This window comes from Streptomyces viridiviolaceus (genome assembly GCF_014650995.1).
Classification (GTDB): Bacteria; Actinomycetota; Actinomycetes; order Streptomycetales; family Streptomycetaceae; genus Streptomyces; species Streptomyces viridiviolaceus.
This window is the reverse complement of the sequence record NZ_BMWA01000011.1, coordinates 183,745-207,436: the sequence shown is the minus strand read 5'-3', so window position 1 is coordinate 207,436 and position 23,692 is coordinate 183,745. Positions and strand designations below refer to the sequence as shown.

Below are 23,692 nucleotides of genomic sequence, written 5' to 3'. Positions count from 1 at the left end.
ACGGGGCCCGGCCGGGATCTTCATGCATGCCCCGCGAGGCCTGCGGCGGCTCAGGCTTCACCCGCTTAACCCGTCTGGTTCGCGGTCTCCCGGGGTACGGCCCACGATCGTGCTTACGCGACCGGCGGATCCGCCTCGTCACGCGACGCGGCGCGGCGGTCGCTCCCAGTCCATGAGGAAGTTCCCCCGAGAAGAGGTGGCGGATGACGGTCTCTCCCGCCCTGTCGACAGACGCCGTCCCGACAGACGCCGTGGCGACAGACGCCGTGGCGACGGACGCCGTGTCCGCGGGCACCGTGTCCACAAAGGTCCCGGGCGTCTGGTCCGCGGCCGCGGACGGCGTATCGACATCGGCGTTCGACGGATCACGAGTGCGGGTCGTTCTGATGCTGGACATCCACGACGGAACCCAACAGGAGTTCCTGGAGGCCTACGAGCGCATTCGTCACCGGGTCGCCGCCGTGCCGGGCCATGTCAGCGACCAGCTGTGCCAGTCCTTGGAGAATCCCACCCAGTGGCTCCTCACCAGCGAATGGGAGAGCGCGGCTCCCTTCCTGTCCTGGGTCAACAGCGAGGAGCACCTGGACACGGTCCAGCCCCTGCAGAACTGCGTCCGCGACACCCGCTCGCTGCGCTACAGCGTCCTGCGGGAGACCGCCGGCGTCCACGCGGGTCCGCCGAAGGGCGCCGACGAGCAGCTGCGGGCCGCTCCCCGGGTGGGGAGCAACATCGTCCGGCATGCGCTGACCTTCACCGTGCGGCCCGGCAGCGAGGCCGCGGTCGCCGAGATCCTTTCCGGTTACGCATCGCCCGAGCCGCGTGTCGACGACGCCACCCGGCTGCTGCGCACCTCGCTGTTCCTGCACGGCAACCGGGTCGTGCGGGCGGTGGAGGTGCGGGGCGATCTGCAGACCGCGCTGCGCCATGTCGCCCGGCAGCCCGAGGTGCGGGCCGTCGAGGAGGCGCTCAACCCCCATCTGGAGCGGGAACGCGACCTCGACGACCCGCAGTCCGCACGGCGGTTCTTCACCCTGGCCGCCATGCCGGCCGTCCACCATGTGGCGTCCGGGGGCCAGGCGGCGGCCCCGCAGCGGATCGCGCTGTTCTATCCGGTCGTACCCGGTGCCGGTGCCGAACTGGCCCGGTTGCTGGCCCGGCAGGACGAGGCCGCGGCCCACGCGCCGGGCAATCCGGTCCGCGCCGCCACGGTCTTCCACCGCGACGACCTCGTCACCCGGGTCGTCGACGTGGCGGGCGAGCCGGACGAGGCGCCCGCGTTCGTGCTGGCCCTGCGAGGGGCCGCCGGTGACGACGGTGCCGCCGCGCAGGCCGGACGGCTGCTGGACACGGCCGCCGCCGGCCTCGACGGGCCGTTGACGGACCACCGCACGCTGCTGCGGCTGCTCGCGCACGCCCGTATGCGGCCCCTGACGGACCGGCGTTCGCCGGCCTCCTGACCTCGCGGTCCCGGCCGACCGGCGTCCACCGGCCCTGTGCCTCTCGGCTCGCCGTCCGTGCCGCGTCCCCTACTTCTCCCACCGCCTCCCGTTCTCCGGAGTGACCGATATGACAGACCAGCAGGCACGCATCGTCTCCCTCGGCGACGTAGCGCCGAACCGCCGGCGCGGCGGTGACCTCCGCGCCCTTCTCACCCCCAGCACGGCCGGGTCGACCAGCGGCTTCATGGGCGTGGCCATCGTGCAGCCCGGGGAGCGCATCGGCGAGCACTACCACCCGTACTCCGAGGAGTTCGTGTACGTCACGGACGGCTCGTTCGAGGTCGACGTGGACGGCGCGCCCCACCCCCTGGGCACCGGGCAGGGGATGCTGATCCCACCGAATGTGCGGCACCGCTTCCGCAACGTCGGAGACACGGAGGCGCGCATCGTCTTCCACCTGGGCCCGCTGGCCCCGCGGCCGGAGCTCGGCCATGTGGACACGGAGGACGAGACGCAGGGGAACGTGCCCGGGAGCGAGCGCCCGGCCGCTGCCGCCGAGGTGATCTCATGAACGGGCGTCGGGTCGCGGTCACCGGCATAGGCGTCGTCGCCCCCGGCGGGATCGGCGTCCCGCAGTTCTGGGACCTGCTGTCCAACGGCCGCACGGCGACGCGTCGCATCTCCCTGTTCGACCCGGTCGAGCTGCGCTCGCAGATCGCCGCCGAGTGCGACTTCGATCCCTCCGCGCACGGTCTGGACCTGGCAACGGTCCAGCGGTCCGACCGGTACGTGCAGTTCGCGCTCGTCGCCGCCGCCGAGGCGGTCCGGGACGCGAACCTCGACCTGGGCCGGGAGGATCCGTGGCGGGCGGGCGCCACGTTGGGCACCGCGGTCGGCGGCACCACCCGTCTGGAGCACGACTACGTCCTGGTCAGTGAGCGGGGCTCGCGCTGGGACGTCGACGACCGGAAGGCGGAACCGCATCTGCACCGCGCCTTCACTCCCAGCACGCTGGCCTCGGCCGTGGCCGAGCAGTTCGGTCTCCACGGTCCGGTGCAGACGGTGTCCACCGGGTGCACGTCCGGCCTCGACGCGGTGGGGTACGCCTACCACGCCGTCGCCGAGGGGCGCGTCGACGTGTGCCTGGCGGGCGCCGCCGACTCTCCGATATCCCCGATCACGATGGCATGCTTCGACGCCATCAAGGCGACCTCGCCGAACAACGAAGACCCCGCGCACGCCTCCCGCCCGTTCGACGCCGACCGCAACGGGTTCGTGATGGGCGAGGGCGCCGCGGTGCTGGTCCTGGAGGACCTGGAGCACGCCCGGGCCCGCGGTGCGGAGGTGTACTGCGAGATCTCCGGCTACGCGACCTTCGGCAACGCGTACCACATGACCGGGCTCACCAAGGAGGGCCTGGAGATGGCGCGGGCGATCGACACCGCGCTCGACATGGCCCGGCTGGACGGCTCGGCCGTCGATTACGTCAACGCGCACGGCTCCGGCACCCAGCAGAACGACCGGCACGAGACCGCGGCCGTCAAGCGGTCGCTGGGCCAGCACGCTTACGCGACCCCCATGAGCTCGATCAAGTCCATGGTGGGCCACTCGCTCGGCGCGATCGGCTCGATCGAGCTCGCCGCGTGTGTCCTCGCGCTGGCACACCAGGTGGTGCCGCCCACGGCCAACTACGAGACCCCGGACCCCGAGTGCGACCTGGACTACGTGCCGCGCGAGGCACGGGAGCGGGCGCTGCGGCACGTGCTGTCCGTGGGCAGCGGTTTCGGCGGTTTCCAGTCCGCGGTCGTGCTGAGCGGCTGCGGTTCCGGTTCCGGCTTCGAAGGAGGAGGGCGATGAGCGGACGACAACGGTCCCGGCGCGCGGTCGTCACCGGCCTGGGCGTGGTGGCTCCGCACGGCATCGGGGTCGAGGCGTTCTGGAAGGCGACCGTGGACGGAGCCAGCAGCCTCGGTCCGGTCACCAGGGAGGGCTGTGACCACATGCCGCTGCGCGTGGCGGGCGAGGTGCGGGGCTTCGACGCGGAGGAGGTGATCGAGGGGAGGTACCTCGTCCAGACCGACCGGTTCACGCACTTCGCCCTCGCCGCGGCCGAACTGGCCCTGGCCGACGCCCGGTTCGGCCGCGCCGACGTCGAGTCGCCGTACTCGGTGGGCGTCGTGACGGCCGCGGGGTCGGGCGGCGGCGAGTTCGGGCAGCGGGAGCTGCAGAACCTGTGGGGTCAGGGGTCGCGGTACGTGGGTCCGTACCAGTCGATCGCCTGGTTCTACGCGGCCAGCACCGGCCAGATCTCCATCCGCAACGACTTCAAGGGACCTTGCGGTGTGGTGGCCGGGGACGAGGCGGGCGGCCTGGACGCCCTGGCGCGTGCCGCGCTGTCGGTGCGGCAGGGCACCGACACGGTCGTCTGCGGCGCGACGGAGGCGCCACTGGCCCCGTACTCGATCGTCTGCCAGCTGGGCTACCCCGAGTTGAGCCGTGCCACCGAACCGGACCGCGCCTACCGCCCGTTCACGGACGCCGCCTGCGGTTTCGTGCCCGCCGAGGGCGGGGCCGTGCTGCTGGTGGAGGCCGAGGAGGCGGCGCGGGAGCGCGGGGCGGAGGCGCGGGCGACGGTGGCGGGGCACGCGGCGACGTTCACGGGTGCCTCCCGCTGGGAGGAGTCCCGGGCCGGACTGGCCCGGGCGATCGAGGGGGCGCTGGCGGAGGCCGGCTGCCGGCCCGAGGAGGTGGACGTCGTGTTCGCGGACGCCCTCGGTGTCCCGGAGGCGGACCGGGCCGAGGCCCTGGCGCTGGCCGATGCGCTCGGCCCGCACGCGCGGCGCGTGCCCGTCACCGCGCCCAAGACCGGGACGGGACGGGCGTACTGCGCGGCACCGGTGCTCGACGTGGCGTCCGCGGTGCTCGCCATGGAGCACGGACTGATCCCGCCCACGCCGCACGTGTCCGACGTGTGCCACGACCTGGACCTGGTGGCCGGCCGGGCACGGCCCGCCGAGCCGCGTACCGCCCTGGTCCTCAGTCGAGGGCTCATGGGCTTCAACTCGGCGCTCGTCCTGCGACGGGGCGCGGCGCCATCCTCCGAGTGAAGGAGCACATCCGCATGACCGATCAATTGGACTACCAGATGACCATCGAGGATCTGTCGACGCTGATGAAGCGGACGGCCGGGGTGCACGTCGACCCCGTCACCCTGCGTCGTCAGGCCGAGGCCGGCTTCGACACCTTCGGTCTGGACTCGCTCGGCCTGCTGGGCATCGTGGCCGAGTTGGAGAAGCGGTACGGCTTCGGCCTGCCGGAGCAGGCGGAGCGCTGCAAGACGCCCGCGGATTTCCTCGCGCTGGTCAACGGCGCCCTGAAGACGGGAGTGTGACATGGCAGGGCACACCGAGAACGAGATCACCATCGCCGCGCCGATGCAGCTCGTCTGGGACATCACCAACGACATCGAGGGCTGGCCGCGGCTGTTCAGCGAGTACGCCTCCGTGGAGGTGCTGGAACGGGACGGCGACAGCGTCACCTTCCGGCTCACCATGCACCCGGACGAGAACGGGAAGGTGTGGAGCTGGGTGTCCGAGCGCGTCGCCGACCCCGTGTCGCGCACGGTGCGCGCCCACCGGGTCGAGACCGGTCCCTTCCAGTTCATGAACATCGTCTGGGAGTACGCCGAGACCGCGGAGGGTACTCGAATGCGTTGGATCCAGGACTTCGCGATGAAGCCGGACGCGCCCGTGGACGACGCCTGGATGACGGACAACATCAACCGCAACTCCCGTACGCAGATGGCCCTGATCCGGGACCGGATCGAGCAGGCCGCGGGCGAGCGGCGGACCGCCGCGGCGCTCGCCGACTGACACCGACCGAAGGACGGCCTCCCCATGCACCACACCCTGATCGTGGCCCGTATGGCACCGGGCGCGGCACCCGACATCGCCAAGGTGTTCGCCGAGTCCGACCGTGGCGAACTGCCGCACCTGGTGGGCGTCACCGGGCGCAGCCTCTTCGAGTTCGGTGACGTGTACCTGCACCTCATCGAGAGCGAGAGCGACCCGGCCGCCACCATCGCGGGACTGACCGGCCATCCCGAGTTCCGCCAGGTCAGCGAGCGGCTCTCCCCGTACGTCTCCGCGTACGACCCGGCGACGTGGCGCAGTCCCAAGGACGCGATGGCGCGCTGCTTCTACCGCTGGGAACGGACTCCCGTCGGCTGACGGCCGGTTCGTCCGCGTCGGGGCTGCCCAGCATCTTTCGGGCAGCCCCGACGGGCGTGCGGGAGCGGGCGCGCGGACTCCTGAGAGTGCCGGATGGTTGTGCCCGCGGAGTCGAACGCCCGCGTGAGAAGCCCCACGTGGTGGCCTGTGACGGTTCTGTGTGCCCGTCCGCTTTGATCTTGGTGGCACACCACCGCACGGGAGTGCGGTGCGCCCGTGTCACCGCCCGGCGTTCCGCCGTCGAGCCGGGCGTTCGCAGCGGTCGGACCGGGTTCCGCCGCTCGCCCGGCCGCCCAGCAGAGAGGACGCCCGTCGTGGGCCGACGCACAGCCCGCCAGCCCCAGCGAGGAAACCCGGCGGGCCGTGCCCCGCGAGGGTCCCGCGCCCGCGGACGGCGGCGCCGCAGCCGTGCCCGGGTGGCCCTGGCCGGGCTGGCCTTCGGTGCGGTCCTGCTCACGGCCGGCGCCGCCGTGGCGTACTGGCGGGACACGCGGCCCGTGGTCACGGACGACCAGGCTGCCGACGTGGCCGACGCCCTGGAGGCCGCAGGGCCGCCGGCCGGCCCGTCTCCCGACGCGACGGCGACCGCGAGTACGGGGCCCGGCTCCTCAGCCTCGCCGTCCGCTTCCGCCTCCCCGTCGGCCTCGCCCTCCCCCTCCACCATCGCCGTCCCCACGACGGGACCCGGAACCTTCACGACCGCTCGGGCCGACGGGACGACCGTGGGTACGGGCAGCCGGGTACGGCGCTACAAGGTGCTCGTCGAGGACGGCATCGACATCCGGCCGAGCGCCGCCGCCGCCGAGATCTCCGCCGTGCTCGCCGACCGCCGGGGCTGGACCCGGGACGGGGCCAACTCCTTCCGGCTGGTCGGCTCGGGTTCGTACGACTTCGTGGTGAAGATCGCCACGCCGGGCACCGTGGACGAGATCTGCGGCGCGGCGGGGCTGCTCACCCGGGGTGAGGTGAACTGCAGCGTGGGGACGGACGTCGTGGTGAACCTCAAGCGCTGGGTTCTCGGCTCCCCCGAGTTCGACGGCCCGATCGGCGAGTACCGGGCGCTGATCGTCAACCACGAGGTCGGCCACCGGATCGGGCGCGGCCACGAGACCTGCCCGGGGCCCGGCCGGCCCGCTCCGGCGATGATGCAGCAGATCAAGGGCCTCAAGGGCTGCGTGGCCAACGCCTGGCCGTACGACCGCGACGGCGGCTACCTGGGTGGTCCAGCCGTTCCCTGAGCGGGGCCGACGGGGGGATTCGCGGGACACCCCGCGGAGGGAAGGGTGATGATCCTGCCATGACCACCACACCGTCCTTCGACGCCCGCGCGCTGCTGGCGCAGAGCCGGCTCGGCGTGCTCGCGACCATCAAGGCCGACGGCCGCCCCCAGCTCTCCCCCGTCATGCCCGCCTACGACCACGAGGCCGGCGTCATCCGCATCTCCACCCGCGACGGGCTGGCCAAGACGGCCAACCTGCGCCGGGACCCGCGGGCCACCCTGGAGGTGACCAGCCCCGACGGCAGGTCCTGGGCCACCGCGGAGGGCGTCGCGACCCTCACCGGTCCGGGCACGGACCCCCACGGCCCGGAGGTCGAGGCACTGGTGGAGTACTACCGGGCCGCCGCCGGGGAGCACCCGGACTGGGCCGAGTACCGGTCGGTGATGGTGTCCGACCGCCGGGTGCTGATCACGATGACGGTGGACCGCGTGTACGGCGCCGACCTCGGCTGACCGAACCGGGGCTCGTCGCCGCGCGGTACAACCCAGGTCGTACCTTGCCGACTCCTCGCCGCCGGCACCAGCCGGCGGCGAGGCCCGGCACGGAGCCGGACGCGGGCCCTGAGGCATGTACCTGACGCAGGACCGAGGGTGCGGCCCGGGAGCCAGGACCAGAGCGTGGCCCAGACGCACAGCCCAAGCGCGACCGCCGGCACGGTCCGCGTCAGGGACGCCTCCCGACCCGGAACCGGGACCAAAGACGCAGCCCAGACGCCCAGCCCGCCGCGCGACCGGCGGCACGGTCCGCGTCAGGGGCGCCTCCCAACCCGGGACAGGCCCAAAGGCAGGGCCCAGACGCCCAGCCCGCCGCGCGACCGCCGGCACAGCCCCGTCAGGACCGCCTCCCAACCCGGAACCAGGACCAAAGACGCAGCCCAGACGCGCAGCCCGGTGCTTGGGCGCCAGCAGGGTCCGCGTCGGGGCCGCCCCGGGGTCAGGGGGCGGGGTCGAGAAGCCCAGGGGCCGCGCCGGGTGGCCACCGGGGTGGCGTGGGGCCTCGCCCCGCCCGTCCGTGAGCCCCCGGTGGGAGATCGGAGGCGGGATCGGCTCCCGCCTCGGCGCCCGTCCCCGGGAAGCCCTGCGGCGTCGCCCGACGGTGGGATCCGGCACGGGAACCCGCAAGCGTGACCATCCGGCGTCGACCCCAGGGCACGGCCGGGACACGGCCGAGGCCGGCGTCGGGACGGGACCGGGGCACGGCCCGGAGGCCCGGCCCAGGAGGCGGCCGGAGACCGGGTCCGGGGCGCCGGCGGCAGGAGCCAGGGGGCGCCCGCACCCCGGCCTCCAGGGGCAGGTGGCCGGCAAGTTTTACCCCGGCGCGGTGATTGATCCGTCCGCCGCTTGCGTACCTCCTGGCGTACGAGTCGCTCGCGTCGCCCCTGGAGGCATCATGCGCCTGTCCCGCAGCAGGATCGGAGTCGTCGTCCTGTTCGGTGCGATGACCCTGACCCTCACCGCGCTGGCCTTCCCGGCCGTGCTCGGTCTGGACAAGGCCGACGGCGATCCCGGCCGCGTCATCGCCGGCACCAAGTACGGGCCGCTCACCGAGGCCGACCGGGACTTCGTGGTCAAGGTCCGGGCGGCCGGGCTGTGGGAGTACCCGCTGGGCGAGATGGCCATGGCGCGCGGCACGACGAAGGAGATGAAGGAGGCCGGCGAGCACCTGGTCGTCGGGCACGCCGGCCTGGACGCGATGTGCCGTGAGATCGCTCCCGAACTGGGCATCACGCTGCCCAACAAGGCGTCACCGCAGCAGGAGGGCTTCGTGGCGACCGTGGACTCCAAGAGCGGCAGGGAGTTCGACTCGACGGCCGTCAACATCATGCGCGTGACCCACGGGCAGATCTTCCCGGCCATCGCCAAGATCCGGGCGACCACCAAGAACACCCTGGTCCGTCAGCTGGCCGACCTGGCCAACGACACCGTCCTGGACCACATCACGGTCCTGGAGAAGACCGGACTCGTCGAGTACGACCAGGTCACCTTCCAGCAGACCGGACCGGCGAAGCTCCCCGAGGAGAAGGTCACCCCGCCCCCGCCGCAGCCGGGAGAGCGGGTCCTCGTCCTCAAGCCCCGCCCGGACCTGGACGTGAACACGGCCACGCCGACGCCGACGGCGGCACCGACCGTCCGCTGAGCGGGGGCGGGCCGGCCCTCGACTCCGTCACGACCCGGTGCCGCCTGCGGCGCCCGGCGGCCGCGCATGTACATTCCGTGGAGGCACCCCGGGGTGGCACCGGCACATGATCCGGCCATGCGCGGCACACAGGCCGTCGGCGGGCTCCGCTCCCGCTCTTCCGTGACCGCCCCGCCGGCCGGAAACGCGAGGGCGCGAGAGCGCGAGAGGAAGAAGAGGGGACCGTGACCACTCCCTGGCCGGGCAGCGGCGGAACGCCGGAAGAGCCGGACGGTGCGCCCACCGTCCCCGAGGCGGTGTGGCAGAAGTTCCTCATGGACAACGAGCGTGCCATCCGAGCCTCCGCCCTCAGGGAGCCCGCGGCCCGGGAGCGGACGCCGGGCTGGCGTCCCGGGCCGCCGGTCCCCGGCACGCCGGAGGCGGTCGGCGAGCTGTGGCAGGCAGACGACGTGTGGACCGGCCCCGCCTGGCGTGACCTGGACGGCCGTGCCCGGCTCCGGCGGGTCGGCCGGGTGATCGGTACGGCCGCGGCCGTGACCCTCGCGCTGACGGCGTGGTCGCAGTTGTCCACCGACTCGGTCGCCCCGGCCGACGGGCCGGGAGAAACGATCGGGCAGCGACTGGAGGAGGCTCCCGTCGACCTGCCCGCGACGGCGTCCCCTTCGCCGGGCGCGTCCCTCTCGCCCGGTGCCTCCGGGTCCGCGAGCCCCGTGGTCTTCGAGCCCACACGGTCCTCCGCCCCCTGGACGATCGACTGAACGCCTGATCACGGGGCGCCTCGTCACGGCAGGGGCAGCTGCCGCCCACCGGTGCCCGGCCACCCCGGGAGGCCCCGCAGGCGTCAGGCGCTGCGCCTGCGGGACGCCGTCTTCTTCGCGGTGCTCTTGGAACCCGTGCTCTTGGCCGTCGCCTTCTTGGCGGTGCCCTTGGCCGCCGCCGTCTTCTTCCCGGACTGGGCCGACTTCGCCGTCGACTTCTTCGTCGACGCCGCCGTCTTCTTCGCCGCGGTCTTCTTCGCGGCCGTCGACGTCGACTTCTTGCCGCCGGTCTCCTTGGGGGTCCCCCGGGACGCCGTCTTGCGCGGCGGGAGCGACCTGACCTCGGCCTCCTCGGCCGGTTCGCCGCGGGACTCCCGGGCCGCCCGCACACTGCTCTCCAGGGCCGCCATCAGGTCCAGCACCTTGCCGGAGGTGGCCGGCTCGGGCGTCTCGGGCGGCGCCTCCCCGGCGGCCTTGGCGGCGATGACCTCCTCCAGCGCCTCGCGGTACTCGTCGTGCAGGTCGTCCAGGTCGATCTCGCCGAGCGTGTCCATGAGGGCGTCCGCGAGGTCCAGTTCCTGGTCGCGGACCGTGACGCCGGCGTCCGGTGCGACGCCCTCGGGGGCGCGTACCTCGTCCGGCCAGAGCAGGCCGTGCATGGCGATGGCGTCGCCGACGACCCGCAGCATGCCCAGCCGCTCGCGGCCGCGCAGCGCGTACTTCGCGATGGCGACGCGGTTGCTGCGCTTGAGCGCCTCGCGCAGCAGCGTGTACGGCTTGGCGGCGGGGGCGCCGCTCGCCGCCAGGTAGTACGCGGCGCCCATCTGGAGCGGGTCGATGCGCTCCTCCGGTACGAAGGCCACGATCTCGATCGTCCGTGCCGTGGGGATCGGCAGGTGGGAGAGGTCGTCGTCCGTGATCGGGATGATCGTGCCGTCGGCGTCCTCGTAGCCCTTGCCGATCTCGCCCTGGGTGACCTCGCGGTCCTCCAGTTCGCAGACCTTTCGGTAGCGGATCCGGCCGCCGTCCTCCGTGTGGATCTGACGGAAGGCGATCGAGTGGCTCTCGGTCGCGTTCACCAACTTGATCGGGATGCTGACCAGGCCGAACGAGATGGCGCCGTTCCAGATGGATCGCACGTGCAGCACCTTTCCGGTCGATTGCCCCCCAGGGCGACTTGTCCGTGTTTCGAGCGATTCGTGAGATTCTCATCGTATGGCGCCTATCACAGAGGTGGAGGGGCGACGGGTGGCCCTCAGCAACCTGGAGAAGGTGCTGTATCCCGCGACCGGCTTCACGAAGGCCGAGCTGCTGCACTACTACGCGACGACCGCGGAGGTGCTGCTGCCGCACCTGCGGGACCGTCCGGTGTCGTTCCTGCGGTACCCGGACGGCCCGGACGGCCAGCTGTTCTTCACCAAGAACGTGCCGCCGGGTACGCCCGAGTGGGTCACCACGGCCGAGGTGCCCCGGTCGGAGGGGCCGGCGCGGATGGTGCTGGTGCAGGACCTGCCCAGCCTGATGTGGGCGGCGAACCTGGTGACCGAGTTCCACACGCACCAGTGGGTCGCCGACGACCCCGGCGAGGCCGACCGCCTGGTGTTCGACCTCGACCCGGGGCCGCCCGCCACCGTCGTCCACTGCTGCGAGGTCGCCCTGTGGCTGCGGGAGCGGCTCGCGGCCGACGGCGTCGAGGCGTTCGCCAAGACGTCCGGGGCCAAGGGGCTGCATCTGCTGGCGGCGGTGCGGGGGTCGTCGTCCGAGCGGGTGTCGGAGTACGCGAAGGCGCTGGCCGTGGAGGCGGAGCGGGCCATGCCGCGGCTCGTGGTGCACCGGATGACGCGCAGCCTGCGGCCGGGGAAGGTGTTCGTGGACTGGAGCCAGAACGCCGCGCGCAAGACGACGGCCGCTCCGTACACGGTGCGGGCCCGCACCGAGCCGGCCGTCTCCGCGCCGGTGACGTGGGAGGAGGTGGCCCGGTGCCGACGGGCGGAGCAGCTGGTGTTCCGGGCCGGGGAGGTCGGGCCGCGGGTGCAGGACCACGGCGACCTGCTCGCGCCGCTGTTCGATCGGCGGCGTGCGGCCGCCCTGCCGTAGGGCCTGTCCGGCCATTCCCGTCGTCGCCCGGAGGGCGGCCCCGCGGCGTCAGGTGCGTGCTCTCGGCGCGCCGGCGGCGGACCCTCGTACTGGACGTACTCGGGTCTGCACCCGGTGCCCCTCCGCAGGAGCGTGCGTGGCGTCGCGGGGCGGACGGGAACCGTCCGACAGGCCCTGGGGCCGGGACGGGCCCCGGGGAACGGCGGCCGTCACACCCGCGTCCACGTGTTGCGGTCCCGGGCCATCGCGTGCAGGGCCTCCACGTCCGCCGGTTTGAGCACGCCGCCCAGGCGGACCAGGTTCGGCAGCTCCGCGTCGGTGAGGACGCGGACCTCGCGCGGCGGAGTGGTCAGGGCGGTGTCCGCCGGCTCGACCAGGACCAGCACGGGGTGCACCTCGGCCGTCAGGGCGTAGGAGGCGCGGTCGGCGTCCGCGCGGACGCGGCGCAGCAGCGGCCGCGGCTCGTGACGGCCCACGGCGACCAGGGGGTCGGCGATCCGGACCCGCTGTCTGCGGGCCGGCAGCACGTGCAGGGCGAAGAGGCCGCCGGGGCCGATGGCCAGGTGGTGGATGCGGTCGCCGCCCGGCAGCGCGATGGAGTGCAGAGCGTGCCAGCCCGCGCCGTCGAGGCGGTCGAGGGCCCGCCCCGTCGTCTGCTCGGCGGCCAGCGCCCGGCGGCGCGGGTCGGGGCGCAGCCGGTGCGCCGTTCCCGGATCGCGCTCCAGGGCGATCAGATGAGCCTCGCCGGGCCGGTTGGGGGCGAGGTCGTCGTCCGGGTGGAGGGCGAGCCGGGCCAGCTCGGCGGGGGTGGGGACCGGCGGCGGGCCCACGGTGACGGGGCCGGTGAGGAAGGGCCCCAGGGCTTCGAGCACGTCGTCCCTGCGGTCGTCGCCGAGGAGGTTGACCCGGGCGGCCTCGCGGTCGTACCAGGCGATGTTCCTGCCGTCCGGGAGGCAGACGTAGAGCCGCTCCTGACCGTGCCGCCAGGTCGGTATGACGCGCAGTCCACTCATGCACCATCACCCCATGACCATGGGAACAGGCGGGGTGCTCCGGGGGCAAGAACCCGGTTACCTTTGACAGGAGTTGGGTCTGCCCGACGGGCGGGGATGGTGGGGAGGCGCCGTTGCGTACGCGCGGGAAGGTACCCGACGTACCGGCCCCGGACAGGCCGTGGTGCGAGATCGTGCCCGGTCTGTGGATGGGCGGGCACGAGTTCCGGCGGCAGGCCGGGCAGGTGGAGTTGGCCGTGGTGAGGGACGAGTTCGATCTCGTGCAGACCCTGCTGCGGCTGCCTGGGCACGGCCCCGACCCGGGCGTCGAGCACCATGTGTGGCCGATTCCCGACGGACCGCTCGACGGGACCCAGCTCGCGGGCGTGATCCGGCTGGCGGAGGCGGCGGCCGAGGCGCTGGACCAGGGCCGCAGGGTCCTCGTCCGCTGTTACCACGGCTACAACCGCTCGGGGCTGGTCGTCGCCCACGCGCTGATGCGCCGGGGCGGCAGCGCCGAGGAGGCGATCCGGCTGATCCGGTCCCGGCGCTCGCCGTGGGCGCTGCACAACGAGCTGTTCGTGGAGTACCTGCGGGCCGGCCTGCCCACGGCCCGGCTGCTGGAGGAACTGGCCGAGTAGCCCGGCCGCGCCCCCACGCAGGCAGAGTGGACTTCCGTACGAATAGGGTGTACAGGGCCATCGACGTTCCCCGAACCGCAGGAGTGCAGTGCTCCCCAGCCGCCGCGGGCGCGCAGCCCGCGTCTGTGCCGCCCTCGCCCTGTCCCTGGTGACGGCCGCGACCGGGGCGGCCGTGGCCGGCTGCGGTGACACCGGCGGGCTGCGCAGCGCCGGGCCGACCCCGACCGCGGCGAGCCCGGCCCGGCTGTGGCCGGACCTGACGCCGGCGTCGAGTCCCGCCTACGACATCGGCGAGGTGGACCACGAGGTCGTCAAGGGTGTCGCCGTGCCCGGCGGGGACATCCGCAGGGCGGACCCGGTGGCCGTCGTACGGGCGGAGATCGGCGAGCACCCGGACGAGTACGCGGGCGCGAAGGCGCCGTACCGCGAGACGGCCCGCCGGATGGCCGACTGCGGCCCGGACGGGGAGCGCGGCCGGTGCCCGGTGCTCACGCCGTACTTCCGCGACCTGACCGGTGACGGACGGGCCGAGATGACGCTGGGGTTCCGGCTCCTGCCGGAGAAGATGACCGCCGTGCGCGTCTACACGGTCGAGCGGGACAGGCTCGTGCGGGTGATGTCCTACGAGGACGCCGTGAGCGCGGTCGAGGTCGCCGGGCGGTCGCTGATCATCCGGTCGCCGTCCGAGGTGGCGGGGTACGAGTACCGCCTCCAGTGGACCTGGGACCCCGATCAGCGCGCGATGCTCCTCACCCACGACGAGATGCTGCGCACCGGCCACGGGAAGCCGTCGCAGCACACCTCGCCCCCGCCCGCTCCCTCGCGCTCCCCCTCGGCGAGTGGGCGATGAGGATCGTGCTCCCGCGGTGGGCCGGCGCGCTCGCCGTGAAGGCCGCCGCGTTCATCACCGTGATGTGCTGCGCGCTGGCCGCGCTGCTCGGTGTCCTGGTGCACGTCTCGGTGACCGGCCAGACCGTGGACCGGGCCCGTGACGCCGCCCTCGCCCGGCTCCGGGAGGCGACGGAGGCGTACGAGGCCGGGAACCCCCTCGGGCCGGGCGCGGGCGTCGATCCCCCGGGGCTGCCGGAGCGGCTGCGGGAGCTGGCCGCCACGGGCGAGCGCGGGACGACGGTCGCCGAGCACGACGGCCGCCCCATCATGTGGGCGGCGGGCCCCGCCGACGGCGGCCGGGTCCTCGCAGCCGAGGTCGACTACTCCCAGGGCAAGGGCACGATCGACGGCCTCGACCGGGCGATCGTGTGGTCCTCGGCGCTGGCCATCGGGGCGACGCTGCTGGTGGGGTCGTTCGCCGTGACGCGGGTGACGCGGCGGCTGCACACGACGGCGCGGGTGGCGCGGCGGATCAGCGCGGGCGACCTCGACGCCCGGGTGGACGACCCCCGCGCGAAGGATCCGACGCGTCCGCAGGACGAGGTGGCCTCGGTCGCCGCCGCGCTGGACTCCATGGCGTCGTCGCTGCAGGGCAAGCTGCTCGCCGAGCAGCGGTTCACTGCGGACGTGGCGCACGAACTGCGCACCCCGCTGACCGGCCTGCACGCGGCGGCCGAGCTGCTGCCGCCGGGCCGCCCGACCGAGCTGGTGCGGGACCGGGTGGCCGCCCTGCGCACGCTCACCGAGGACCTGCTGGAGATCTCCCGGCTCGACACCGGACGGGAACGGCTGGAGGTGGACACCGAGGCGCTGGGCGCGCTCGCCGAACGGGTGGTCCGGGGCTCCGGCACCGACACGCGGGTCGACGTCGTGCGGGACGCGCGCGTGGAGACCGACCGGCGGCGGCTGGAGCGGGTGCTCGGCAACCTGGTCGCGAACGCGCACCGGCACGGACGGACGCCGGTGGTGCTGACGGTGGACGGTCCGGTGATCACCGTGCGGGACCACGGGGACGGATATCCGGCCTACCTCCTGGCGCACGGGCCGCAGCGGTTCCGCACGGAGGGCGGGACGAGGGGGCACGGGCTCGGGCTGACGATCGCGCTCGGGCAGGCTGAGGTGCTCGGCGCGCGACTGGAGTTCACGAACGCGCCCGGCGGCGGCGCGGTGGCGACCCTGACGCTGCCTCGCCGGCCCTGACGCCCGCCGGTCCGTTCCGACAGCCCGTCACCCGGGGTCGGCGTCCTCTCACCGATGGCGCAGCGAGACGGGCGCGCCCCACGCGCCGCTCCTAATGTGGCGATGGGTCAGCCGTGGCCCGTTCGCTCCCGCTGGAGGTGACCGCCGTGCCCCCGCACTCCCCCTTCGCGTGCCGCATCGCCATGGCCGTCGTCGCCCCGCGCCGCGCTGGTGCCGATGCGGAAGACCAGCAAGACGCACCATTTGGGTAAGTTCCGGACATGACGAAGGCCGGAACCGGAATCACCGTGGCGGCGGCGGACGCCCCCGCTCCCGTCGGCCGCCTCCCCCGGCGGCGCGGCATCGAACTGGCGCTCATCGTCGTGGCCGTCCTGCTGTCGGTGTACGGCTACTGCAACGTCGGCCTCGCGCAGCAGGGCACCCTTCCGCCCGGCGCCGCCGGCTACGGTGCCGGGCTCGGGGTGCTCGCGCTGCTCGCCCATGTGGCGGTCCGCCTGCGCGCCCCTTGCGCCGATCCGCTGCTGCTGCCCATCGGCGTGCTGCTCAACGGCCTCGGCCTGGTGCTGATCTACCGGCTCGACCTGGAGACGCCGGGCGACCGAGCGGCGCCCACCCAGCTGGTGTGGTCCACGCTGGGCGTCGGGCTGTTCATCGTCGTGGTGCTGATCCTGCGCGACCACCGCGTCCTCGCGCGCTACACCTACGTCTGCGTGGTCGTCGCGCTGATCCTGCTCACGCTGCCGATCCTGTTCCCGGCGGTGAACGGCGCCCGCATCTGGATCAGGGTGGCCGGCTTCTCCATCCAGCCGGGCGAGTTCGCGAAGGTGCTGCTGGCGGTGTTCTTCGCCGCGTACCTGGCCGCCAACCGCAGCGCGCTGGCCTACGCGGGCCGGCAGGCGTGGCGCCTGCAGCTGCCCACCGGGCGGGTGCTCGGCCCGATCGTGGCCGTGTGGCTGGTCAGCGTCGGCGTCCTGGTCCTGGAACGGGACCTCGGGACCTCGCTGCTCTTCTTCGGCCTGTTCGTCGTCCTGCTGTACGTGGCCACCGGCCGCACCGGATGGATCGCCGTCGGCCTGCTGCTGGCCTCGCTGGGCGCGGTCGCCGTGGGCTGGCTGGAGCCGCACGTGCACAGCCGGGTGGAGGACTGGCTGCACCCCTTCGCGTCGATCGAGGCCGGGCAGGGGCCGAACCAGCTGGCCCAGTCGCTGTTCGCGTTCGCGGCGGGCGGCCTGACCGGGACGGGCCTCGGCCTCGGCCACTCCGTCCTCATCGGCTTCGCCACCAAGTCGGACTTCATCCTGGCCACGGCCGGGGAGGAGCTGGGCTTCCTCGGCCTGACCGCGATCTTCCTGCTGTACGCCCTGCTGGTGGAGCGCGGCTACCGGGCGGGGCTCGCCCTGCGCGACCCGTTCGGCCGGCTGCTCGCGGTGGGCCTCTCCTCGATCGTGGCGCTCCAGGTCTTCGTGATCGCGGGCGGGGTGACCGGGCTGATCCCACTGACCGGGATGGCGATGCCGTTCCTGGCCCAGGGCGGCTCCTCGGTCGTCACCAACTGGGCGATCGTGGCCCTGCTGATCCGGGTCAGCCACGCGGCGCGCCGCGAGCACTCCGGGCGGGTGACGGCGTGAGGGAGGGGACTGTGACGTCCGGGGCGGTGCGGGCCCGGGAGGACGCGTGACACGGCACATCCGGCACGCCGCCGCCTTCTGCGCCCTGCTGCTGGTCGCCCTGCTGGTGAACGCCGCCCGCGTGCAGGTGGTCCAGGCCCCCGAGTACGACGCCAACCCCGCCAACCGCCGCCCCGACATCGCCCGTTACCAGCAGCCCCGCGGGGACATCCTGGTCGGCGGCGAGCCGGTCACCGGCTCCCGGGACACCGGAGAGCACCTGCGGTTCGAACGGACCTACCGGGACGGCCCGCTGTACGCGCCGATCACCGGCTTCGCCTCCCAGGAGTACGGGACGACGCTGCTGGAGCACACCGAGGACGGCCTGCTCTCCGGCGCGGACCCGATGCTCGCGCCGCTCCCCCTGTGGAACGACGTCACGGGGGCCCGCAATCCGGGCGGCGACGTCGTGACGACGATCAACCGGGCCGCGCAGCGGGCGGCGTACGAGGGGCTCGGCCCGCACAAGGGGGCGGTGGCCGCGGTCGAGCCGTCGACCGGCCGGATCCTGGCCCTGGCGTCCGCCCCCTCGTACGACCCCCAGAGGCTGTCCGGGAACGATGCGACCGCCGGCCGGACCTGGCGGCGGCTGAACGAGGACCCGGACAAGCCGATGCTCAACCGGGCCGTGCGCCGGACCTATCCGCCGGGTTCCACGTTCAAGGTGGTCACCGCGGCGGCGGCGCTGGACGCCGGCGTGATCCGGAACCTCGACGCGCCGACCCGCTCGCCCGACCCGTACACCCTGCCGGGGACGCGGACGCGGCTGACGAACGAGTCCGGCGGGTGCAAGGACGCCTCGCTGCGGGAGGCCTTCGAGCGGTCCTGCAACACGGTGTTCGCCAAGCTCGGCGTGGACGTGGGCGCGACGGACATGGCGGCCACGGCGGAGGGCTTCGGTTTCAACGACGACGGGCTGCTGGTCCCCTTCTCCGTCTCGCGGAGCACCTTCGACACCTCGGTGGACAAGGCCCAGCTCGGGCTGTCGTCGATCGGACAGTACAACACGCGCGCCACCCCGCTGCAGATGGCGATGGTGGCGGCGGCCGTGGCCAACGACGGGCAGCTGCGGGCGCCGTACCTGGTGGAGCGGACGGTCCGGGCGGGCGGCAGCCTGGTGGCGGCCGCCGGGTCGAGCCCCTCCCGGCAGGCGATGCTGCCGGCCACGGCCGCCCTGCTGAAGAAGCTGATGACCGGCGTCGTGGAGAACGGCACCGGGTCGAAGGCGGCGATCCGCGGCGCCGTCGTCGGCGGCAAGACCGGCACCGCGCAGCACGGCGTCGGCAACTCGGGCACGCCGTACGCCTGGTTCGTCTCCTGGGCGCAGAGCGAGCGGGCCCCGGAACCGGCGGTCGCGGTGGCGGTGGTGGTCGAGGGGTCGGCGGCGGACCGCGAGCGGGTCAGCGGGGGCGGGCTGGCGGCGCCGATCGCGCGGGCGGTGATGGAGGCGGTGCTCGCGTCGTGAGACCGGGGTACCGGACGGACGGTACCCCGACCTGCCGCCGGCGCGGCCCCGGGAGCGGTTCGAGCGGCCGGGGGACCGTGACGGCTCCGTCGTGCGCCGTGCGCCTTCCCGCTGCGCATCTCCTGCCCCGCGGGCCGGGCTGCCCGGCCTGAAGTAGACGCGGAGTAAACAAGTCGCGCGCGGGGGATTGACGGGCTTGCTGACAGGCAGTCTCATAAGACGAGTGAGTGACCGCGGGTAACCCGACGCAATCCCGTACGACGAGGTGGGACAGCCATGACGACCCTGACGGAAGCCGACGCGCTCGATGGCCTGCGCGACGCGCTCGGCCTGCTCAAGGACCGGGAGCAGGTGGCCGAACGGCTGCTCGACTCTTCCGCCAAGCACTCCTTCGACCCGGACAAGGAGCTGGACTGGGACGCGCCCTTCGAGGAGGGCAAATGGTTCTGGCCGCCGGAGCTCGTGTCGCTGTACGACACCCCGATGTGGAAGCGGATGAGCGAGGAGCAGCGGATCCTGCTCTCCCAGCACGAGGCCGCCGCGCTCGCCTCGCTCGGCATCTGGTTCGAGCTCATCCTGATGCAGCTGCTGGTCCGGCACATCTACGACAAGTCGGCGACGAGCGCGCACGTGCGGTACGCGCTCACCGAGATCGAGGACGAGTGCCGGCACTCGAAGATGTTCGCCCGGCTGATATCCCGCGGTGAGACCCCGTGGTACCCGGTGAGCCCGGTCCACCAGCACCTGGGCCGTCTGTTCAAGACGATCTCCACCACGCCCGGCTCCTTCACCGCCACGCTGCTCGGCGAGGAGGTCCTGGACTGGATGCAGCGCCTGACCTTCCCCGACGAGCGGATCCAGCCGTTGATCCGGGGCGTCACGCGCATCCACGTGGTGGAGGAGGCGCGCCACGTGCGGTACGCGCGCGAGGAGCTGCGTCGGCAGATGGTGACGGCCCCGAAGTGGTCGCAGGAGTTCACCCGCATCACCTCGGGTGAGTTCGCCCGGGTCTTCTCGGTCGCCTTCATCAACCCCGAGGTCTACACGAACGTGGGACTGGACAAGCGGGAGGCCATGGCCCAGGTCAAGGCCAGCGGTCACCGCCGCGAGGTGATGCAGACAGGCGCCAAGCGGCTGACCGACTTCCTGGACGACATCGGCGTCCTGCGGGGCGTCGGGCGGCGGCTGTGGAGGTCGTCGGGCCTGCTGGCGTAGGACGCGGCCGCTGGCCGCCGTGCCGCAGGGCGGCACGGGTGGGCGATGGGGGTCCCCCCGCTCGAGCGAAGCCGAGAGCGGGGAGGCACCCCGCAGCGCCGGACCGCGCGACCCGCCCCCGCCCACCGCACCGGACGGCACCTTTCGGCCGCCGCTCGCACAACGGCCGCACCCGGCCCCGGAAGCGGAGCGATTACGCTGCGGTTCATGACCCCGCAGGCCCCCACCCCCGCCTACCGCCGGCTCAGCGTCGAGGAGCGCCGCAGTCAGCTGCTCGACGCCGCGCTCGCCCTCTTCGCGCACCGGCCGCCGGAGGAGGTCTCCCTGGACGACGTGGCGGAGCGGGCCGGGGTCTCTCGCCCCCTGGTGTACCGGTACTTCCCCGGCGGCAAGCAGCAGCTGTACGAGGCCGCCCTCCGGTCGGCCGCCGACGAGCTGCGGCTGTGCTTCGACGAACCCCGCAACGGCCCGCTGCTGGCCCGCCTGTCCCGGGCCCTGGACCGGTATCTGGCCTTCGTGGACCAGCACGACACCGGCTTCAGCGCCCTGCTGCGCGGCGGCAGCGTGGCCGAGACCTCGCGGACCACGGCCATCGTGGACGGCGTGCGCCGGGCCGCCGCCGAGCACATCATGAGCCACCTGGAGGTCACCGAGCCCGGCCCCCGGCTGCGGATGACCGTCCGGATGTGGATCACGGCCGTGGAGGCGGCCTCCCTGATCTGGCTGGACGAGGGCAAGCAGCCGCCCGTCGAGGAGCTGCGGGAGTGGCTCGTGGACCAGTTCGTTGCCGTGCTGAGCGTCACCGCGCGGCGCGACCCGCAGACCGAGGCGCTGGTCGAGGCGCTGGCGGCGGATGTCTGACACTGGTGCCGTGAAGAGCGAAGACACCCCCTTCGAGGGCGGCCCCATGGACGGGCGGGTGCTGCCCGTGCTCGTCGGGATGACCGGGCACCCGCCGAAGACGTACCGCATCCCGGTCCCGGCCCCGGACGGCGGGCCGCCCACGGTGCTGGTCTACCGCCGTGTCCCGCGCGAGGGAGGCGGCCGGATCGGGTTCGCCCGCTGGAAGTACGCCTACGACCCCACGGGCAAGAAGGGCGGCCGCCGGAGGTGGCCCTGGTCGAAGCCAGACGCCACGCCGTCCGTCAAGCCGGACGACGCGGAAGGGTGATCCCGTTCCGCCGAACCGCGCATGCTTGACGCACGCACCGCGTGCACACGTCTGATGCTCGCCGTGCGGAGTGGACGGGCCGCTCCGCATCGGAGGTGATGACGTGTCAGGAAGGCTTCTGCGTCTGGTGTGCACGACGGCGGTGGCGACCGGGATCGTCCTCGCACCCGTGCCCGCCGAGGCCGGTCCCGAACCCGCCGGACCCGCCCGACCCGCCGAGCGCACCGTCGCCGAGCTGCTGACGGATCTTCAGCGGTTGTACCGGGAGGCCGAGAAGGCCACCGAGACCTACAACGGCACCGAGGAGCGGCTGAAGAAGCAGCGCGCCGAGGTGAAGCGCCTGGACGCCGAGCTGGCCCGGGCCCGGCTGTCCCTGCACGACAGCCGCGGCGCGGCGGGGCGGCTGGCCCGGCAGCAGTACCAGAACAGCAGCGACCTCTCCCCCTACGTACGGCTGCTGCTGGCCCGCGATCCGCAGCGCGCGCTCGACCAGGGCCATGTCATCGGGCAGCTGGCGCGGAAGCGGGCCGAGACGGTGGGCCGGCTGACCGGGAACGAGAGGAAGGCGGACGAGCTGGCCCGCCGGGCCCGCAAGGCCCTCGACGGGCACATCGCCCTCGCCGAGCAGCAGAAGAAGCAGCGGGACGACGTGGACGACCGGCTCCGGGACGTCGAAAAACTGCTCGCCTCGCTCACCCCGCGGAAGCTGACCGAGCTGGCCGCGTTCGAGGCGGCCGGCATCGCGAAGGCGCAGGAACGGTTCATCGCGTCCGGGGCGCTGAGCGGCGACGGCAAGCCCTCCGCGGCGGGCGACCGGGCGGTGCGCTTCGCGGTGGAGCAGGTCGGGAAGCCGTACCAGTGGGGCGCGGAGGGCCCGGCGTCGTACGACTGCTCGGGACTGACGTCCCAGGCGTGGGAGCGGGCCGGGACGCCGATCCCGCGGACCAGCCAGGAGCAGTGGGCCCGGCTGCAGCGCGTCCCGCTCGGCGAGCTGCGCCCGGGTGACCTCGTCGTCTACTTCCCCGAGGCCACCCACGTGGCGATGTACCTGGGCGGCGGGATGGTCGTCCAGGCTCCGCGTCCCGGCGCCAGGGTCAAGGTTTCGCCCATCGCGGCCAACCCGGTCCTGGGCGCCGTGCGGCCCGACCCCGCCGGGGAGCCCGTGCGGCGGTACGTTCCGCCGAGGCTCCCCGCGGGGGCGACGGACGGGTCCGACGCGGGGTACGCCGCCGCTTACGCGCCCGCGGCGCCGGAGACCTCCGCCAGGTAGGCCTCGGTCTTCTGCGGCTCGTAGAAGAAGTTCTCGAAGTCGGCCGGGTTGTTGAAGCCGTTGGCGAAGCGGTCCGCGACCGGCTGGAGCTGGCCGGCGGCGCCGATGAGGTTCAGGATGTGCTCCGGCGGCGGGGCGAGCATGGCGTTCGTCCACTTGGTGACGTGCTGGGCCGTCTCCCAGTAGCGGTCGAAGGTCGACTGCATCCAGGACTCGTCGAACTCCTTCTCGCCGTTCTCCAGGATCGAGGCGAGGTAGGAGGCGGCGCACTTGGAGGCGGAGTTCGAGCCCTGGCCGGTGATCGGGTCGTTGGCGACGACCACGTCGGCGACGCCCAGGACCAGGCCGCCGCCGGGCAGGCGGCCGATGGGGTTGCGGACGGTGGGTGCGTAGCGGCCGGCGAGGGTGCCGCCGGCGTCGGTCAGTTCGACCTTGGTGGCCCGCGCGTACTCCCAGGGGAGGAACTTCTCCATGAGTTCCAGGGTCAGGGAGAGGTGCTCCCCCGGGTCCTTCACGTCCTTGAAGGCGTCGAGGGGGCCGCCGGGTATGCCCTCCCAGAACAGGATGTCGGCGCGGCCGGAGGTGGTGAAGGTCGGCATGATGAACATCTCGCCGACGCCGGGCACCAGGTTGCAGCGGACGGCCTCGGTGTCCGGGTGCTCCGGGCGCGGGCCCAGGCCGTGGACGTAGGCCACCGCCAGCGCGCGCTGCGGCTCGCTGTACGGGGAGCGGGACGCGTCCCGGCCGAACATCTGCACCAGCTCGCCCTTGCCCGCCGAGACCAGGACGAGGTCGTAGGCGCGGGAGAAGTAGTCCAGGTCGCCGACCGCAGCGCCGTGGATGACCAGCTGGCCGCCGCGCTGGGCGAAGGTCTCCATCCAGCCGGCCATCTTCACCCGCTGGTCCACCGACTGCGCGAACCCGTCGAGCCGTCCCAACCAGTCGATCGCGCGCTGCGACGGGCCCGGGTCGAAGGAGCCGGGGGCCGCCACCGAGACGCCGAGTCCTTCGATCTTCGGGGCCTGGGACTCCCAGAAGTTCAGCTGGAGGTCGCGCTCGTGCTGGAGTGCCGTGTGGAACATGCACTGCGTCGACATGACCCGGCCCGTGCGGATCTCGTCCGCGGTCCGGTTGGACATCAGGGTGACCTCGTACCCGTGCGACTGGAGGCCGAGGGCGAGCTGGAGACCGGACTGACCGGCTCCGACGACGAGTATCTTCCGCATGCGGGGGTTCGTCTC

24 protein-coding genes are annotated in these 23,692 nt (G+C 73.4%); 21 read left to right on the top strand and 3 right to left on the bottom strand.

Annotated features, from left to right (window positions below; translation table 11 throughout):
• The first annotated feature begins 251 nt into the window (after window positions 1-251).
• From IE260_RS18125 to IE260_RS18075, 11 genes are all read left to right on the top strand, one after another.
• The gene (locus IE260_RS18125) at window positions 252-1,457 is read left to right on the top strand and encodes a SchA/CurD-like domain-containing protein (RefSeq protein ID WP_373303360.1); all 1,206 of its coding nucleotides are present in this window, start codon (window positions 252-254) and stop codon (window positions 1,455-1,457) included.
• Window positions 1,458-1,566: 109 nt separating this feature from the next.
• Window positions 1,567-2,010, top strand: a complete 444-nt coding sequence (locus IE260_RS18120; RefSeq protein ID WP_189873077.1) for a cupin domain-containing protein — start codon at window positions 1,567-1,569, stop codon at window positions 2,008-2,010.
• A complete protein-coding gene (locus tag IE260_RS18115) occupies window positions 2,007-3,296 on the top strand; it encodes a beta-ketoacyl-[acyl-carrier-protein] synthase family protein (protein WP_189873075.1) in 1,290 nt (429 codons plus the stop codon). Before IE260_RS18120 ends, IE260_RS18115 begins: the two co-directional genes overlap by 4 nt.
• Entirely contained in the window at window positions 3,293-4,546 is a 1,254-nt protein-coding gene (locus tag IE260_RS18110; protein ID WP_189873073.1) for a ketosynthase chain-length factor, read from the top strand. Before IE260_RS18115 ends, IE260_RS18110 begins: the two co-directional genes overlap by 4 nt.
• A 14-nt stretch (window positions 4,547-4,560) precedes the next feature.
• Window positions 4,561-4,830 (top strand): acyl carrier protein, encoded by a 270-nt coding sequence (locus IE260_RS18105; RefSeq protein WP_189873071.1) that lies wholly within the window; start codon window positions 4,561-4,563, stop codon window positions 4,828-4,830.
• 1 nt (window position 4,831) lies between these two features.
• Entirely contained in the window at window positions 4,832-5,311 is a 480-nt protein-coding gene (locus IE260_RS18100; RefSeq protein ID WP_189873069.1) for an SRPBCC family protein, read from the top strand.
• Between the two features lie 24 nt (window positions 5,312-5,335).
• Window positions 5,336-5,668: a TcmI family type II polyketide cyclase gene (locus IE260_RS18095; protein WP_189873067.1), complete on the top strand. Its 333-nt coding sequence runs from the start codon at window positions 5,336-5,338 to the stop codon at window positions 5,666-5,668.
• Window positions 5,669-5,982: 314 nt separating this feature from the next.
• Window positions 5,983-6,906: a DUF3152 domain-containing protein gene (locus IE260_RS18090; RefSeq protein WP_189873065.1), complete on the top strand. Its 924-nt coding sequence runs from the start codon at window positions 5,983-5,985 to the stop codon at window positions 6,904-6,906.
• A gap of 59 nt (window positions 6,907-6,965) precedes the next feature.
• Complete coding sequence (locus IE260_RS18085; protein ID WP_189873063.1) at window positions 6,966-7,400, top strand: PPOX class F420-dependent oxidoreductase; 435 nt, start codon at window positions 6,966-6,968, stop codon at window positions 7,398-7,400.
• A gap of 937 nt (window positions 7,401-8,337) precedes the next feature.
• Window positions 8,338-9,084 (top strand): DUF4142 domain-containing protein, encoded by a 747-nt coding sequence (locus IE260_RS18080; protein ID WP_189873061.1) that lies wholly within the window; start codon window positions 8,338-8,340, stop codon window positions 9,082-9,084.
• A gap of 224 nt (window positions 9,085-9,308) precedes the next feature.
• On the top strand, window positions 9,309-9,842 hold the full coding sequence (locus IE260_RS18075; RefSeq protein ID WP_189873059.1) for a hypothetical protein: 534 nt from the start codon (window positions 9,309-9,311) through the stop codon (window positions 9,840-9,842).
• An 83-nt stretch (window positions 9,843-9,925) separates the two neighbouring features.
• Here the strand turns inward: IE260_RS18075 and ku are convergent, their stop codons facing one another.
• A complete protein-coding gene (ku, locus tag IE260_RS18070) occupies window positions 9,926-10,981 on the bottom strand; it encodes a non-homologous end joining protein Ku (RefSeq protein WP_189873057.1) in 1,056 nt (351 codons plus the stop codon).
• 76 nt (window positions 10,982-11,057) lie between these two features.
• Between ku and ligD the strand changes: the two genes are divergently transcribed.
• Entirely contained in the window at window positions 11,058-11,939 is an 882-nt protein-coding gene (gene ligD, locus IE260_RS18065) for a non-homologous end-joining DNA ligase (RefSeq protein ID WP_189873055.1), read from the top strand.
• A gap of 209 nt (window positions 11,940-12,148) precedes the next feature.
• On the opposite strand, the gene IE260_RS18060 is transcribed toward ligD, so the two are convergent.
• Entirely contained in the window at window positions 12,149-12,952 is an 804-nt protein-coding gene (locus IE260_RS18060; protein ID WP_189873053.1) for a nuclease-related domain-containing protein, read from the bottom strand.
• Between the two features lie 113 nt (window positions 12,953-13,065).
• Between IE260_RS18060 and IE260_RS18055 the strand changes: the two genes are divergently transcribed.
• The 9 genes from IE260_RS18055 (at window position 13,066) to IE260_RS18015 (ending at window position 22,451) form a co-directional block, all read left to right on the top strand.
• The gene (locus tag IE260_RS18055; RefSeq protein ID WP_189873051.1) at window positions 13,066-13,572 is read left to right on the top strand and encodes a protein-tyrosine phosphatase family protein; all 507 of its coding nucleotides are present in this window, start codon (window positions 13,066-13,068) and stop codon (window positions 13,570-13,572) included.
• Window positions 13,573-13,660: 88 nt separating this feature from the next.
• Window positions 13,661-14,422: a hypothetical protein gene (locus tag IE260_RS18050; protein WP_189873049.1), complete on the top strand. Its 762-nt coding sequence runs from the start codon at window positions 13,661-13,663 to the stop codon at window positions 14,420-14,422.
• Window positions 14,419-15,663 (top strand): ATP-binding protein, encoded by a 1,245-nt coding sequence (locus IE260_RS18045; protein ID WP_189873047.1) that lies wholly within the window; start codon window positions 14,419-14,421, stop codon window positions 15,661-15,663. The genes IE260_RS18050 and IE260_RS18045 overlap by 4 nt, the downstream gene beginning before the upstream one ends.
• Window positions 15,664-15,923: 260 nt before the next feature.
• A complete protein-coding gene (locus IE260_RS18040) occupies window positions 15,924-17,291 on the top strand; it encodes an FtsW/RodA/SpoVE family cell cycle protein (RefSeq protein ID WP_189873045.1) in 1,368 nt (455 codons plus the stop codon).
• A 46-nt stretch (window positions 17,292-17,337) separates the two neighbouring features.
• The gene (locus IE260_RS18035; protein ID WP_189873044.1) at window positions 17,338-18,795 is read left to right on the top strand and encodes a penicillin-binding transpeptidase domain-containing protein; all 1,458 of its coding nucleotides are present in this window, start codon (window positions 17,338-17,340) and stop codon (window positions 18,793-18,795) included.
• Window positions 18,796-19,071: 276 nt separating this feature from the next.
• Complete coding sequence (locus IE260_RS18030; protein ID WP_188183380.1) at window positions 19,072-20,010, top strand: AurF N-oxygenase family protein; 939 nt, start codon at window positions 19,072-19,074, stop codon at window positions 20,008-20,010.
• Window positions 20,011-20,217: 207 nt separating this feature from the next.
• The gene (locus tag IE260_RS18025) at window positions 20,218-20,871 is read left to right on the top strand and encodes a TetR/AcrR family transcriptional regulator (RefSeq protein ID WP_189873042.1); all 654 of its coding nucleotides are present in this window, start codon (window positions 20,218-20,220) and stop codon (window positions 20,869-20,871) included.
• Between the two features lie 10 nt (window positions 20,872-20,881).
• Complete coding sequence (locus tag IE260_RS18020) at window positions 20,882-21,181, top strand: DUF8847 domain-containing protein (protein WP_189873040.1); 300 nt, start codon at window positions 20,882-20,884, stop codon at window positions 21,179-21,181.
• A 103-nt stretch (window positions 21,182-21,284) separates the two neighbouring features.
• Entirely contained in the window at window positions 21,285-22,451 is a 1,167-nt protein-coding gene (locus IE260_RS18015) for a C40 family peptidase (protein ID WP_189873038.1), read from the top strand.
• Here the strand turns inward: IE260_RS18015 and IE260_RS18010 are convergent.
• On the bottom strand, window positions 22,415-23,677 hold the full coding sequence (locus IE260_RS18010; protein WP_189873036.1) for a styrene monooxygenase/indole monooxygenase family protein: 1,263 nt from the start codon (window positions 23,675-23,677) through the stop codon (window positions 22,415-22,417). The two genes, IE260_RS18015 and IE260_RS18010, sit on opposite strands and share 37 nt — an antisense overlap.
• Window positions 23,678-23,692 lie beyond the last annotated feature (15 nt).

What these genes read in the sequence shown, in the direction of transcription:
- IE260_RS18060 (WP_189873053.1), bottom strand. Translation starts at nt 12,952, where the DNA reads ATGAGTGGACTGCGCGTCATACCGACCTGGCGGCACGGTCAGGAGCGG.
- ligD (WP_189873055.1), top strand. Translation starts at nt 11,058, where the DNA reads ATGGCGCCTATCACAGAGGTGGAGGGGCGACGGGTGGCCCTCAGCAAC.
- IE260_RS18085 (WP_189873063.1), top strand. Translation starts at nt 6,966, where the DNA reads ATGACCACCACACCGTCCTTCGACGCCCGCGCGCTGCTGGCGCAGAGC.
- IE260_RS18080 (WP_189873061.1), top strand. Translation starts at nt 8,338, where the DNA reads ATGCGCCTGTCCCGCAGCAGGATCGGAGTCGTCGTCCTGTTCGGTGCG.
- IE260_RS18030 (WP_188183380.1), top strand. Translation starts at nt 19,072, where the DNA reads ATGACGACCCTGACGGAAGCCGACGCGCTCGATGGCCTGCGCGACGCG.
- IE260_RS18095 (WP_189873067.1), top strand. Translation starts at nt 5,336, where the DNA reads ATGCACCACACCCTGATCGTGGCCCGTATGGCACCGGGCGCGGCACCC.
- IE260_RS18115 (WP_189873075.1), top strand. Translation starts at nt 2,007, where the DNA reads ATGAACGGGCGTCGGGTCGCGGTCACCGGCATAGGCGTCGTCGCCCCC.
- IE260_RS18025 (WP_189873042.1), top strand. Translation starts at nt 20,218, where the DNA reads ATGACCCCGCAGGCCCCCACCCCCGCCTACCGCCGGCTCAGCGTCGAG.
- IE260_RS18120 (WP_189873077.1), top strand. Translation starts at nt 1,567, where the DNA reads ATGACAGACCAGCAGGCACGCATCGTCTCCCTCGGCGACGTAGCGCCG.
- IE260_RS18040 (WP_189873045.1), top strand. Translation starts at nt 15,924, where the DNA reads ATGACGAAGGCCGGAACCGGAATCACCGTGGCGGCGGCGGACGCCCCC.
- IE260_RS18100 (WP_189873069.1), top strand. Translation starts at nt 4,832, where the DNA reads ATGGCAGGGCACACCGAGAACGAGATCACCATCGCCGCGCCGATGCAG.
- IE260_RS18110 (WP_189873073.1), top strand. Translation starts at nt 3,293, where the DNA reads ATGAGCGGACGACAACGGTCCCGGCGCGCGGTCGTCACCGGCCTGGGC.
- IE260_RS18105 (WP_189873071.1), top strand. Translation starts at nt 4,561, where the DNA reads ATGACCGATCAATTGGACTACCAGATGACCATCGAGGATCTGTCGACG.
- IE260_RS18010 (WP_189873036.1), bottom strand. Translation starts at nt 23,677, where the DNA reads ATGCGGAAGATACTCGTCGTCGGAGCCGGTCAGTCCGGTCTCCAGCTC.
- IE260_RS18045 (WP_189873047.1), top strand. Translation starts at nt 14,419, where the DNA reads ATGAGGATCGTGCTCCCGCGGTGGGCCGGCGCGCTCGCCGTGAAGGCC.